This is a genomic window from Bradyrhizobium sp. CCGUVB23 (genome assembly GCF_024199885.1).
Classification (GTDB): Bacteria; Pseudomonadota; Alphaproteobacteria; order Rhizobiales; family Xanthobacteraceae; genus Bradyrhizobium.
This window is the reverse complement of the sequence record NZ_JANADQ010000001.1, coordinates 1014105-1027287: the sequence shown is the minus strand read 5'-3', so window position 1 is coordinate 1027287 and position 13183 is coordinate 1014105. Positions and strand designations below refer to the sequence as shown.

Sequence of the window (13183 nt, the reverse complement as noted above, 5' to 3'; positions counted from 1 at the left end):
ATGGGAGGAGAAAGACTATGACTGCCGTTCCAAGCGTTTCAGCGGGCTCCGGTGCAGCAGGCGCTGCGGTGTTTCCGGACTCGGACAGCCGCAAATATCGGTACTTCGAGCCGCGCAGCAAGCGAGCGACGCATTACGAGGACGTGACTGTCGACGTTCAGCCCGATCCGGAGCGCTACCTGTTGCAGGACTGGATCATCTCGTTCTCGAACGGGAAGGGTGCCTACACCAAGGACAACACGGCGGCGCTGAGCTCGAATTGGCATGCCTTCCGTGCTCCGGACCAGGAGTGGGAACGGACCCATTACCAGCGGCAGTCCAAGATCGAGGCGATGGTTCAAGCGGTGATCGCCAACGGCCGCAAGTCCGGCGCGCCGAAGTCCTTCGACAAGGCGTGGATCAAGATCCTGCAGAATCATCTCGGTGCGTGGAAGCATGTCGAGTTCGGGCTCGGCACTTCGCTGATGCAAGCTCAGCGCTACGGCTACACCCAGATGATCAACAACGCGACGCTGACCAACTCGTCCTACAAGCTCCGCCTCGCCCAGGATATCACACTCTATCTGGCCGAAATCGGAATGGATATTCCGAGCTTCGACGACGCAGCCGGCAAGCACACCTGGCTCGAGGACAAGGGTTGGCAAGGCACTCGGGAAGCGATCGAGTCGATCATGGGCTCGGCCGATTACCTTGAGCAGTATTTTGCCACCAATATCGTGTTCGAGCCGCTCGTCGGCGAACTGTTCCGTAGTGGCTTCTTGATGCAGGTGGCCTCATCGAATGGGGACTTCATCACGCCGCCCGTCATCTCGGCGGCTGAAGCCGACTACGAGCGCAACCTCGCGAATACGATCGACCTGATGCATCTGCTCGTCACCGACAATCAGCATGCCGCCCACAACAAGAAGCTGTTCCAGGGCTGGGTGAACAAGCATGTGGCGCTTGCCAACAAGGCGGCCGCGGGCCTGCAGCCGATCTGGTCGCAGCCGCATTCGAAGCCGGTGCAGTACGCCGACGCCCGCGCGCAGTCCGTCGAACGCATCAAGAAGATTCTCGGCGAACTCGGCCTCACCCTTCCCAAGGAGTAAATTGCAATGTCCGTTGCTTCCAGATCTGCGACCAACCAGAACATCTTCCAGAAGATGGGAGACCTTCGTTTCGAACAAACGATTTCCCATCAGTGCGGCGTCACGATGAACGACAGCGTGGAGGCGCGTGCCATCGCCGAGTTCATGGGCAAGAAGCCGAACGTGACCGTGACCTATCAGCCAGCCCTGATCCGCATCGACGGAGAGGGCAAGCTGATCTTCAAGATGGACGAAATCAGCGAGATTCTCGGGAAGGAAATGACAGCCGAGATCTTCGAAGTGAACACCTCAACGCATTACGGCCGAATGGTTCGCATCGACGACAATACGGTGACCCTGTTCGGCAACATGGACGAGGTGTTCGAATACATCGAGTAACCGTTTCTCCCGAGACTGGGTGGGGCTGCATCCACCCAGATTGCAGCTCCACCACTTTCTCGCGCGGTCGGTCGTTTCCGACATCGATGAAAAAGCACCTATAAACTTTGGAGACTATCATGTTCATAACCCCTTCTGGCGAGGACGTGTTCGTCATCGACGGTCACACCCATTTCTGGGACGGCAGCCCGGCGAACCAGCTCAACATTCACGGCAAGCAATTCATTGATTGCTTCTACGCCTATCACACCTCGCTCAGTCCGAAGGACAAGCTCTGGCCGAAGGAGCAGTTCGAGAAATACAGCGCCGAGCAGATGTATCGCGACCTGTTCGTCGATGGCCCGGACGATATGGCCATCGTACAGTCGACCTACCTGACGGAATTCTACAAGAACGGGTTCAACACCATCGACCGCAACGCCGAGATGGCGAAGAAGTACAAGGATCGCTTCATCGTCAATGGCGCGTTTGATCCGCGGGACGGAGAGCGTGCGCTCGAGTACATCCATTACATGAAGGAGACGTTCGGCATCAAGGGCGTCAAGCTCTATACGGCGGAGTGGAAGGGCGATTCGCGGGGCTGGAAGCTCACCGATCCCAACGCCTATCGCTGCTTCGAGCTCTGCGAAAAGCTCGGTATCAAGAACATTCATGTCCACAAAGGGCCGACGATCATCCCGCTGGACAAGGATGCGTTCGATGTCCACGACGTCGATCACGCGGCCACCGACTTCCAGGGGCTGAATTTCATCATCGAGCATTGCGGCTTGCCGCGGCTTGACGATTTCTGTTGGATCGCGGTGCAGGAGACCAACGTCTATGGTGGCCTGGCGGTGGCGCTGCCGTTCATTCACGGCCGCCCGCGGTATTTCGCCGAAGTGATCTCCGAACTCTTGTTCTGGGTCGGCGAAGACAAGCTTCTTTTCGGCAGTGACTACGCCATCTGGACGCCCCGTTGGCTGGTCGAAAAGTTCTGGAACTTCGAGCTGCCCGAGGATCTGAAGCAGGAGCACGGCGTCGATCTCACCCCGCAGGCCAAGAAGAAGATTCTGGGTCTTAACGCCGCGCGCCTTTATGGCGTCGACGTCGAAGCACAGAAGGCGAAGCTTGCGAAAAAAGCTCACGCGGTCGCAGCGGAGTGATGAGGATGGGCGAGGTCCTCCAATATCGTGACCGAAAGACCAGCGAGGTGTGGGCACGCCTCGCAACGGTCACGGATCCCGAGCTAGACGAGTCCGTGACCGACCTTGGGTTCGTCGAACTCATCACCGTGCATGACGATGGCGGAGTCGACATCGTTTTTCGCTTGCCGACCTACTGGTGTTCGGCGAACTTCGCATTCCTCATGGCCGACGACATGCGTCAGGCGGTGTCAGCGCTGCCGTGGGTACGTCATGCGCGACCGCAGCTCCGGGATCACATGGTCGCTCAGGAGATCAACCAGGGCGTCAGCGAGGGGAAGTCATTCGCCGACGCGCTCAAGGAGTTTGCACCTGGAGGCTCTCTTGACGACTTGCGCGAGAAGTTTCGCCGGAAGGCGTTCGAGCGGCGACAGGAGTTCATGATCCTGGCGTTGCGCGGCCTGGGTTACGAGGATCCGGCGATCTGCCGGATGACCATGGGCACCTACGATGGGGTCGACTTCGGGCCGGGAGACGTTTCGCGTCAGAAACTGCGTTATCGTGAGCTTCTGCTTCAACGGCACCTCGCTCATCTCCCCGACGATCGCGCTTTCGTCACTTATGAGGGCGACACCATCAGACGTCACGAGCTGCCCCCGTATCTGCAGCGGCTGCGGGGGGTGCGGATCAATATGGAGTTCAACAGCTCACTATGCAGGGGTCTTCTTGCTGCCCGTTATCGCGAGCTCGGCGGGAGCAGTACGGAACGGACATCTGCATGCGGGGCTTGTGGCAGTGGTTGTTCCGCGCGGACCATCGGGCTGCATGGGGCTACCGAACAACGTACCGTCGCGCCCGCGTGAGGCGCGTCTGCGAGTGCCGAAAAAGGAGCGGTCAGCAAGTCCGCCCGACCTGACAAACAACAGACCACGTGGGGAGTGAAACGCGATGCCAAAAGTTCTGCTGCATGACGTAGAAGCCCGCCGCGCTCTTGCGCGCGGAGTCCAGAAGCTTGCCGCTGCAATCGAATCGACGCTCGGTCCGAAGGGCATGAACGCGATGGTCGACAGGCCGATCGGTACGCCTATCGTGTCACGAGATGGCGTTACAATCGCCTCGGAAATCGAATTGCCGGATCGTTTCGAGAACATGGGCGCGCAGGTGGTGCGCGAGGTCTCGAAGCAGACCAACGAAGTCGCGGGCGATGGAACGACGACCGCGATGGTGCTCGCGAACGGTCTCATTCAAGGAGGCGTTGCGGCCCTGGAACGCGGCGCCAAGGCCGTGGATCTCTGTAAAGGTATTGACCGGGCCGTCGAGGTCGTTGTCGAGACCCTGAAGAGTTCGGCAATCACCGTATCGGATCGCAAAACGCTGCAAGCGGTGGCGACGATTGCGTCGACCGACGCCCATCTTGGTGGATTAATCGCCGAGGCAGTGGAGCGCGTCGGCAAGGACGGCATCATCAGTTCCGAGTACGGGTTGACGACCAGCACGACGCTCGAGGTCGTTGAAGGCATGTCGTTCGACCGCGGCTACATTTCCCATCACATGGTGACGGACGTCGAGAAGATGGAAGTGGTGCTGGATCAGCCCTACATCCTTCTGACCGACCTGAAGATCAAATCGCCAAGCGAGCTGTCCGCGGTGCGTACGTCGGTTGCCACGACCGGGCGGCCGCTGGTGATAGTCGCTGAGGAGATTGCGCCCGAAGTCGTCGTCACACTGCTTGGCGATAGCAACCGCGGCAAGGTACTGGTGGTCAATCCGCCCGACTATGGCCACTGGCGCAAGGCGATGATGGACGATCTTGCCATCATGACCGGCGGACGCGTGATCGCCCGCGAGCTTGGAGGCAGGCTGGAAGAGGCGAACCTTGCCGATCTCGGTACTGCGCGGCAGGTTCGGGCCAGCGCGCGCGAAACGGTGATCATTCGTGGCGGTGGCGACGATGCGGCGATCGCGGCGCGGCGCCAGCAGGTGGCCAAACAATACGACCTGGCACCACCTAATATCGAGCAAGACAAGCTCAAGGAGCGGCTCGCAAAGCTCTCAGGTGGGACAGCCGTGATTTTCGCCGGGGGTGTCACGCCAGTGGAACAGAAGCGGACGATCCAGTTGATCGACGATGCACTCAGCGCGGCGCGTGCGGCAGCCGAAGAGGGCATCGTGCCGGGAGGCGGCACGGCGTTGGCGCAGTGCGCGCCGGTGGTTGCTCGCACGCTCGGCAACGTCAATGGCGACCTGGGCGAAGGAATCAAGCTGGTGCGCGAGACGCTATCCCGTCCCGCCGCGTTCATTGCCCGAAACGCGGGGCATGATTCGGAAAAGGTCGTGGCCGACTTGCAGCGCGCGCCGGCGGGTGTCGGCTTCGACGCTGCCAACGGCAAGTTCCTCGACATGGTCTCGGCTGGCATCGTCGACCCGGTCCGAGTGACATACACCGCCCTTCGAAACGCGGCTTCCGTGGCCACGCTGGTGCTGACCACCAACACGTTGGTTGCAGACGTGCCGGAGTACATCGATCCGACACAGGGGCCGGCCCTAGGCGGCGGGGCAGAGAAGCTTGGGCGTGCATGAGGCACGTGTGCGCGGTCCGTATTCCGCCGCGCCGGATCCGGCGCGCGGGACACCGTGGCCAGATACTCGGATCAATCGCAAACCTGAGCGAGCGGAGAGGGGCGGATCGGGCGCCTCGGCATCGAAATATCACCATGGAGGGGAAGTCATGCGTAAGTATGTTGCAGAATTCATCGGCACGTTCGCACTCGTGTTCTTCGGCTGCGCGACCGTGATCTTCATGAGATCCGAAGTCGGTTTACTGGGCGTGGCGTTTGCATTCGGCCTGTCGGTGGTCGCGATGGCCTATTCGATCGGGCATATCTCGGGCGCGCACCTCAACCCGGCCGTCAGCCTCGGCGTGCTCGTCGCCGGTCGGATGTCGCCGCGGGATTTCTCGGGCTACATCGTCGCACAATTCATCGGCGGGATCGCAGCTGCAGCGGTGCTGTATCTGATCGCGGAAGGCAAGGTCGGAGGTTACGACGTCGCAGCGAACGGTTTCGCCCAGAATGGCTGGGGTCAGTATGGCGTACTCTCCGCGTTCGTGTTCGAGGCGGCGGCAACCTTTCTGTTCCTGACCGTGATCCTTGGTGCAACCCAAAAGGGTGCGGCGTCGGTCTACGCGGGTTTGGTGATCGGCCTCACCTTGGTTGCGATCCATCTCGCAGGCATCACCGTATCGGGCGCATCGGTCAATCCGGCGCGCTCGTTTGGCCCTGCATTGTTCGCTGGCTCCGATGCGCTGTCGCAGGTGTGGCTCTATTTCGTGGCACCGTGCGTCGGAGCCGCACTGTCCGGTTACGTGTTCAAGGCCGGCGTGACGCGCGAGATGGTGGCGACAGCTTGAGCTCCGCGATCGCGTGATTGGGCGGTGACAATGATCTAGAACGAGCTACAATCTTGGAAGCTCCGGCATGCGCCGAAGGAGGCGGCACAACAAGCCTCCACGGCCATCCGACTGACCGGGGAAGGAGGAGACCATGGTCCACATCATTTCAAAGCGCGACGGTCCGTGCCGCGAGGAGGCCGCGGCGAAGGACTTCATTCAGAAGAACCGCACGAGGATCGACGCGCTCGCCAACCATCTGACCGGTGGGCGCTGGCAGGAGTTGCGCAATCCCACGCCTCCTCCGCAGCCCCAGCCATCAGGCAAGCTGTGGTACACGCCGCCGGGCCGTCCAAGAGAGGCGGAACCCTACGTGCGGATCAGCCTCAACGGCCGTGTCGTGATCGCGGATCTCGGGTCGGGGCGGCAACTCCATTTTGTCGGCGAACTGCGTGGAAAGGGCCAATCGCGATACTTCGCCCTGGCGACGCGGGAGAACGGGATCTTCGATCCGCTGGATGATGGAATCCGGAAAGTCCTCGCCGATCTTGAGGGCGTGAGCGTGCCCGACGAGACGTCCGAGCAGAGCTTGGAACAAGTCATCGCAGGCCGTCTCGGCCTGGATGCCGTCGCCAAAATCGCCGAATGATCTCCGTGAGCCGGGCCTATGGGAATGACGATCCCGGTCAGGTTCGGTTCAGGTCGTTTCTGCCGATCGGGTTGTTTGCCAACTTAGGTATGGTGCTCCAATGCTGACGGAAACGCTCATGGCTAAGCCGCCGTTCTCCCTGGAAGGCTACAAAATTCCGGACGCCACGGATGCGGAGCAGGGACAGCCATATGATGAACGAGAGACCAATAGGGCCTGGGAAGACTTTCTGACGTTTGGCGACCTCAAGCGCGAGAACGCGCTTGTGCGAGGTGTCATCGAGAAATCATGGCAGCGCAGCGTCAACTCCGGGGTCAATGCGCATTGCAAGGGCAGCAATCTCGTGGCCTCGCCGGACGATCTCTACGAGCTGCGTCTGAAGAATGATGACTTGCTGGGTTCGAGCGCTCAGACGTTCCGCCGCGTCGCGGAAGTGCTCGGCGACGCCGCGACGATGCTGGTTATCACCGACAGGAACGGCGTCGTGCTGGATGTGGGAGGCGATCAGCGGACGATTGACGCAGGGCACGATATTCGCCTCGAGGTCGGCGCCGCCTGGGGTGAGACGGTGACCGGCACCAACGGCATCGGCACTGCGCTGGTCACGGGAAAACCGGTCCATGTCCATGCAGCCGAGCATTTTTCGGAAGGCATCAAAGCCTGGACTTGCGTCGGTAGCCCCATTCGCAGCCCCATCGACGGCAGCATCATTGGCATCATTGATTTTTCCGGACCTCAGGCGATCTTTCACCGGCACAACGTCGCACTGGCGGTGATTGCGGCCAATCACATCGAGCTCGCGCTCTCGGAAAAGATCCGCCTTGAAAGAATACGGCTGCTCGAGGCCAGCATTTCTCGAATGCCGGGGATGGGCAGCGCGGACGGTGTGGTGATCCTGGATCGCTTCGGTCGGGTCGTTCATCACAACGACATGGCGTCGGTTCGCTGGCAGCGGATCGCGCAGTCTCGCGACTTGACCATCGGAACTCAGCTTCTTCCGAGCAACGAAGGCCTTCTTGGCAAAGAGCTGGCTAGCGGGTTGCCCGACGAATTGCGCGACCAGCGGATCGAGCCGCTGTTAGTCGACGGGGTTGTGAAGGGAGCGATGCTCGTGCTTGCATCGAGGCCACGAATAAATTCCGCTGCGCCTCAGGTGTCGCCGGCAACTCGTGCAGCCATCATGTCGGCCAAGGAAGCGATCGTCGGATGTAGCGACGCATTGCAGGATGTGGTCGAGAAGGTTGAGCGGGCGGCACTCGGCCGGACGGCTATTCTGCTCGAAGGCGAGACTGGAGTTGGCAAAGAACTGTTTGCTCGTCTCGTTCACGCCGCCAGCCAGAAGACCGGCAAGGAGCCTTTCGTCGCCTTCAATTGCGGTGCGGTCTCGAAAGAGCTTCTTGGCGGTGAATTGTTCGGACATGCCCCAGGCGCCTATACCGGCGCGACGCGAGAGGGAAAGCCGGGCCGCTTTGAATTTGCCAATGGCGGCGTGCTCAGCCTCGACGAGATCGGCGAGATGCCGCTGGATCTGCAGCCGTACTTGCTCCGCGTTCTGGAAGAGCGTGCGGTGTACCGCCTCGGCGACAACAAGCCGCGTCTGGTGGACGTCCGGCTCGTGGCGTCGACCAATCGGAATTTGAAGCAGGAAGTGGCGGAAGGACGTTTCCGTAAGGACCTGTATTTCCGGATCGGCGTTGTCAAGATCACTATCCCGCCGCTCCGCGAGCGCTTGGGTGATGTCGAGATTCTGATCGATCATTTCAACCGACAATTCGCGGAGATCTATAGCACCGAACCGCTACGTTTCGAGGCAACCGCAATGGAAATGTTGCGGCGTTATAGCTGGCCGGGGAACGTCCGCGAACTGCGCAATCTGATCGAGAACCTAGTGCTGATGACGCTCACCGGCGTGGTTACGGCCAGGGAGTTGCCCGAGGATTTCCTGGAAGCAACACCGGCCCAGCCGAGTCCGGGCGCCTTGCAGACAGGGCATGGCACCACGAGACCCGAGGGCGAAGAGATCGCTCGCTTCGATGATATGGAGCGTCGTGCCATCGAGAGGGCCGTCGCAAATGCAGGCGGCAACATTGCAGCCGCGGCCGAGAAGCTAGGGCTCTCGCGTGCCACTCTGTATCGCAAATTGCATCAATATCGTTCACGGACCTGAGGACAGGATTGGGCATGGCGACGGTCTGGGACGGACAAAAGGGGGCAGAGGAGCTAGCCGCTGCGGCGCTCGCGTCGGAGATCCTTTCGCGTGCGGACCGCGACGTAACTTTCATGGTGCACTTGGTTGGCGAAAGCCAAAATCTGCTGGTTAGGCATTTCGTGGTGTTCATCGAGACCGAACTCGCGAAGCGCGGCATCAGCTATGGCGCGCATCCGCTATTGCGTCCTTTCATCGAAACGCATGCGCGCGAACTGACGGATTTTGTTTTGCAGGGCATTGGTTTGCGGCATCAGTTCGGTCTGCAGGCGCTTGAGACCATGGTTGGCGATCCATCGCGGTTGCTGAGGGTTGATCTATGGGACTCGCTGGAATCTCACATCAATGATGCGCAACGCCACTTTGCATCGGGCGTGGGTGGCCTGCAGCGGATCCTGGTCCAGATCGAGACTGATGTATGAGCACCGGTCCCCTGACCGTTGTCGAGATGCTGACCCAGCGGCTGCGGGTCGTTCAGGAGATATCGGCCGCCCAATCGCGCAATCTGCTCAACCGTCAGCTTAGCGGCGGCGCCGAATTCGATATTCAGGGCATCGAGCAAGAGATTGCGGCCTCCGGCAGTCCACATGAGCTCGCCAGGACCCTCGCGGATGCGCGCGAGCGCTTGCGAAAGGCGAATGCGGCAATGACAGAATGCGACGCTCATTGCGCCGCGCTGGAGCAGCGTCTTGAAGAGCTAGACAGGTGGATTGCCGGTGAGACGATCCGAACGAGAGGCGACGATGGATACGATGGAAGCAGAGATCGCGACGCTCTATGAATTGCTTGGGCGGCATTGGACTGTGGGTACGGCCGTTACAAATACGGCCTTCGATCCTGCGGGACAGGGAGTTGCGTTCGCGCTCGCCGATGGAGCGTTGGCGGTAGCTCCGCTAACTGACGTTGAGCCGGCGCAAGATCGCTGTCGCGCGGCGCTCGACGACGGCCGGACGGCGATTTCACCGCGACGGAAACCAGTGCCGCCATTGATGAAAGTGATAATCAGCGATGCTCCGCTTCACCTCGCTCCGCTCGGGGCCTCGGATTTCGTCGCCAGTGATCACGGCCGGCTGCTTCGGGTGTCGGCGTCCGGCGTCACACGGGTGGTCTCGAGCAACGGGGCGCCTATCGATCTGATTGCCCCGGTATCGGCGGGGGGCATCCTGACAGCTTCCGGCGGGTCAATCATATTTTACGATTCCAATGGTGAGGTCGCCTGGCTGCAAGAGCGGGTCGGAGGGCATGCGTCGGCAATGGCTGTATCGCCGCATGGCCGGCGCTTTGCGATTGGAGCCGACGGCCGTCTGCTCGTCCGTAGCTTTGGGCCACGACCCGAGCCCTCCGCCTCATTTGAGTTGGGCACAGTCTCAGCCTTGTCGTGGAGCCCGGATGGGAGCTGGTTGGCTGTGTCAGTCGGCAAAACTGGGATTGTTTTGGTGCGTCTTGCCGATGCGCGGATCGTCCGGATTCCGACCTATCCCGCAACCGTTGCCTCTCTTTCGTGGAGCGCGGACTCCCGCGTCCTCGTTACGAGCGGAGCCTATCGGATGATCGCATGGGACGTTTCCAGCCTTGATGACGAAAGCGATCAGCCGGCGAACCTCGCTACGGGGCGCGCCCGGTTCGTCCTCGTCGAGACGGTGGATATTCATCCAGAGCGTGGTCTGGTTGCGGCAGGTTACGCCGACGGCATGGTCGCGGTCGCGAGGATCGGACAATCCGACGAATTGGTCGTCAGGTCGCCTGGTCGAGGCGCCGTCCACACCCTGCGTTGGTCTAGCGACGGCCAGCATCTTGCATTCGGAACAAGCGACGGGGAGGCGGCGATCGTGACGTTTCCTCCGTACATTTTCAAATAGTTGACCCGGTGCCACGCCAGAGAGCGTTGCCAGCATCATCAGGAGACAAAGTTATGACAGCTACTCGATCGCACAACGAAGCCGAAAGCAAGGATCAATTCTTTCAGGAGTTGGCGGAACTCTCGGAGCGTATGATCGCTGCGCATGGAAAGGAAGTTTCGATGGGCGCTTTGGTGCTGGCCGCAAGGTTCATCGCTGAAAATAAGCCCTTTGAGCGAAGTGCAGCAACGCAGTGACGCGGGTTTCTGCTGAAGGCGAAAGTTATAGTTGGCCTTTGCGATGGCCGTTTCCGAGGATATTGGCGGCGCGCCTGATCTCACGGCGGTCTTCGTTATTCTCACCTGTGTTCTTGCCGCTGCGCTGGGGGACGTTGTGCTCACGACGCTGCCAATCCGTTCGAGCCTCGCACGGGGCGCTCTGCTCGGCGTGAGCGCCCACGGCGCCGGCGCCGCAAAGGCTCACGATGTTATCTGTTTGGCCACACTCGACGGGCTGCCGAAAGCGCGCTGAGCAGGCTCTTGCGGAAAGGGCGAACGTTGACCTTGCGTGCGATGTCACCCGACGTTGCTGCGATGAGATCGTTCTGCAGGACCATGATCGACGTGGGTGTATGCTCACGAGCATAGTTCTCGACCGCGCTATCAATAACCGCGGACGGGTCTGAAAGCTATGAGTTGCTTGCGGCAGCCCACTCCGCACCGTGACGTTCGAATGACCACGGTTGGCCCATCGCGCCGTTCTCCGTCGCTAAAATCATTCGTTCTCGGACTAAAACAAGCCTAGGTGAAATTTCTGAGTTCCTCCGGCCCAATCTTTCTTTTCCTACGCCAGGCCACGAGCGTAGTCAGCCTCTCGTTGTGCTGATTGGTTTCCTGCTTTTTCTAATCCCCCTCTGAGGCGCTTGGTTTGCTTTCAGTTGTTGGGGGACAGCGGTGCCAATCCATTCTCTTCAGTCGGAGGCAATCTCGCGTGGGGCGCGAATGCTGCGTACGGCACTTGGCCCCGCCATCGCACGCTTTCTGGAAGATTCGTCGATCGTTGAAGTGATGCTCAACCCCGATGGCCGGTTGTGGATCGACCGGCTATCAAACGGCCTCATGGATACCGGCGAGAGCCTGTCAGCTTCCGACGCGGAGCGCATCGTCCGGTTGGTTGCCCATCATGTTGGTCACGAGGTCCACGCCGGCGCGCCGCGCGTGTCGGCCGAGCTGCCCGAGACGGGTGAACGTTTCGAAGGCTTGCTGCCGCCGGTCGTCGCCGCCCCGGCATTCGCGATCCGCAAACCAGCGGTGGCCGTGTTCTCGCTTGATGACTACGTCGCGGCCGGAATCATGGCCTCGGACCAGGCCGATGCGCTACGCGTGGCCGTCACCGCTCGTAAGAACATATTGGTCGCAGGCGGCACCTCGACCGGCAAGACGACACTGACAAACGCGCTGCTTGCGGAAGTCGCCAAGACTACCGATCGCGTCGTTCTTATCGAAGACACGCGAGAGCTTCAGTGCAAGGCACCGAACCTCGTCGCTTTGCGTTCACGGGATGGTGTGATCTCGCTCTCCGATCTCGTCCGTTCGTCGCTACGGCTGCGGCCTGACCGTATCCCGATCGGCGAAGTCCGCGGAGCGGAGGCCCTCGACCTGCTGAAAGCCTGGGGCACCGGCCACCCCGGTGGAATCGGCACCATTCATGGCGGAACCGCGCTTGGCGCTTTGCGTCGGCTCGAGCAGCTCATCCAGGAAGCCGTCGTCACTGTCCCGCGCGCCCTCATCGCCGAAACCATCAACGTCATTGCCGTGCTCGTCGGCCGTGGTGCCGATCGCCGGCTTGCAGAACTGGCCCGTGTAACCGGGCTCGGGGCCTCCGGGGACTACAGCCTTGCACCAATGGGAGATCAACCATGAGTTATCGTTCGTTTCGCGCAAGGATCATCCCTTCGACCGGGGCATTCACCGGGTACTGCCTGATTGCCGTCCCCGCGTGGGCCGCGGGCTCCAACATGCCATGGGAGCAACCGCTCAACCAGATCCTGCAATCGGTCGAAGGTCCCGTTGCCAAGATCATCGCAGTCATCATCATCATCGTGACGGGCCTGTCGCTGGCATTCGGCGACACGTCAGGCGGTTTCCGCCGGCTAGTTCAGATCGTGTTCGGCCTGTCGACCGCCTTTGCCGCCTCAAGCTTCTTCTTGTCGTTCTTCTCATTCGGCGGCGGCGTGGTGATCTGATGGAGGGGCAGGTCACAGGATTTGTCGCGCCCGTGCATCGGGCCCTGACCGAGCCGATTCTGATGGGTGGCGCGCCGCGATCGGTTGCCATCCTCAACAGCACCTTGGCGGCGGCGCTTGGCCTTGGGCTGCGACTTTGGCTGGCGGGTCTTCTGCTCTGGTTCGTCGGTCACATGATCGCGGTCTGGGCCGCTAAGCGCGATCCGGCCTTCGTCGAGGTCGTGCGCCGGCACGTTCGCATTCCCGGTCATCTCAGCCTGTGAGTCCTCC

At 60.8% G+C, this 13183-nt stretch carries 15 protein-coding genes and 1 pseudogene; all 16 read left to right on the top strand.

What is annotated here, in order from left to right; genetic code table 11:
* The first annotated feature begins 17 nt into the window (after window positions 1-17).
* The 16 genes and pseudogenes from NLN62_RS04780 (at window position 18) to NLN62_RS04705 (ending at window position 13176) form a co-directional block, all read left to right on the top strand.
* The gene (locus NLN62_RS04780; protein ID WP_254107652.1) at window positions 18-1088 is read left to right on the top strand and encodes an aromatic/alkene monooxygenase hydroxylase subunit beta; all 1071 of its coding nucleotides are present in this window, start codon (window positions 18-20) and stop codon (window positions 1086-1088) included.
* Window positions 1089-1094: 6 nt separating this feature from the next.
* On the top strand, window positions 1095-1466 hold the full coding sequence (locus NLN62_RS04775) for an MmoB/DmpM family protein (protein WP_027550986.1): 372 nt from the start codon (window positions 1095-1097) through the stop codon (window positions 1464-1466).
* A gap of 119 nt (window positions 1467-1585) precedes the next feature.
* Window positions 1586-2608, top strand: a complete 1023-nt coding sequence (locus tag NLN62_RS04770; protein ID WP_254107651.1) for an amidohydrolase family protein — start codon at window positions 1586-1588, stop codon at window positions 2606-2608.
* Entirely contained in the window at window positions 2608-3450 is an 843-nt protein-coding gene (locus tag NLN62_RS04765; protein ID WP_371932917.1) for a metal-sulfur cluster assembly factor, read from the top strand. The genes NLN62_RS04770 and NLN62_RS04765 overlap by 1 nt, the downstream gene beginning before the upstream one ends.
* An 85-nt stretch (window positions 3451-3535) precedes the next feature.
* On the top strand, window positions 3536-5167 hold the full coding sequence (locus NLN62_RS04760; RefSeq protein WP_254096847.1) for a molecular chaperone GroEL: 1632 nt from the start codon (window positions 3536-3538) through the stop codon (window positions 5165-5167).
* Between the two features lie 148 nt (window positions 5168-5315).
* Window positions 5316-5996 carry an MIP family channel protein gene (locus NLN62_RS04755; protein WP_254107649.1) on the top strand — a complete coding sequence of 227 codons (681 nt, stop codon included), beginning with the start codon at window positions 5316-5318 and terminating at the stop codon, window positions 5994-5996.
* 133 nt (window positions 5997-6129) lie between these two features.
* Complete coding sequence (locus NLN62_RS04750; RefSeq protein WP_254107647.1) at window positions 6130-6624, top strand: hypothetical protein; 495 nt, start codon at window positions 6130-6132, stop codon at window positions 6622-6624.
* A 343-nt stretch (window positions 6625-6967) separates the two neighbouring features.
* Window positions 6968-8791 (top strand): sigma-54-dependent Fis family transcriptional regulator, encoded by a 1824-nt coding sequence (locus NLN62_RS04745; RefSeq protein WP_254107646.1) that lies wholly within the window; start codon window positions 6968-6970, stop codon window positions 8789-8791.
* A 14-nt stretch (window positions 8792-8805) separates the two neighbouring features.
* Window positions 8806-9252: a hypothetical protein gene (locus NLN62_RS04740; RefSeq protein WP_254107645.1), complete on the top strand. Its 447-nt coding sequence runs from the start codon at window positions 8806-8808 to the stop codon at window positions 9250-9252.
* Window positions 9249-9611: a hypothetical protein gene (locus tag NLN62_RS04735; protein ID WP_254107644.1), complete on the top strand. Its 363-nt coding sequence runs from the start codon at window positions 9249-9251 to the stop codon at window positions 9609-9611. Before NLN62_RS04740 ends, NLN62_RS04735 begins: the two co-directional genes overlap by 4 nt.
* Window positions 9574-10689, top strand: a complete 1116-nt coding sequence (locus tag NLN62_RS04730; protein WP_254107643.1) for a WD40 repeat domain-containing protein — start codon at window positions 9574-9576, stop codon at window positions 10687-10689. Before NLN62_RS04735 ends, NLN62_RS04730 begins: the two co-directional genes overlap by 38 nt.
* A 53-nt stretch (window positions 10690-10742) precedes the next feature.
* Complete coding sequence (locus tag NLN62_RS04725; RefSeq protein ID WP_254107642.1) at window positions 10743-10925, top strand: hypothetical protein; 183 nt, start codon at window positions 10743-10745, stop codon at window positions 10923-10925.
* Window positions 10926-10962: 37 nt separating this feature from the next.
* A pseudogene (locus tag NLN62_RS04720) lies at window positions 10963-11157 on the top strand (LrgB family protein); the annotation flags it as partial.
* 512 nt (window positions 11158-11669) lie between these two features.
* A complete protein-coding gene (gene trbB, locus NLN62_RS04715) occupies window positions 11670-12590 on the top strand; it encodes a P-type conjugative transfer ATPase TrbB (protein ID WP_254107641.1) in 921 nt (306 codons plus the stop codon).
* On the top strand, window positions 12587-12913 hold the full coding sequence (locus tag NLN62_RS04710; protein ID WP_254107640.1) for a TrbC/VirB2 family protein: 327 nt from the start codon (window positions 12587-12589) through the stop codon (window positions 12911-12913). Before trbB ends, NLN62_RS04710 begins: the two co-directional genes overlap by 4 nt.
* The gene (locus NLN62_RS04705; RefSeq protein ID WP_254107638.1) at window positions 12913-13176 is read left to right on the top strand and encodes a VirB3 family type IV secretion system protein; all 264 of its coding nucleotides are present in this window, start codon (window positions 12913-12915) and stop codon (window positions 13174-13176) included. Before NLN62_RS04710 ends, NLN62_RS04705 begins: the two co-directional genes overlap by 1 nt.
* Window positions 13177-13183: the final 7 nt, after the last annotated feature.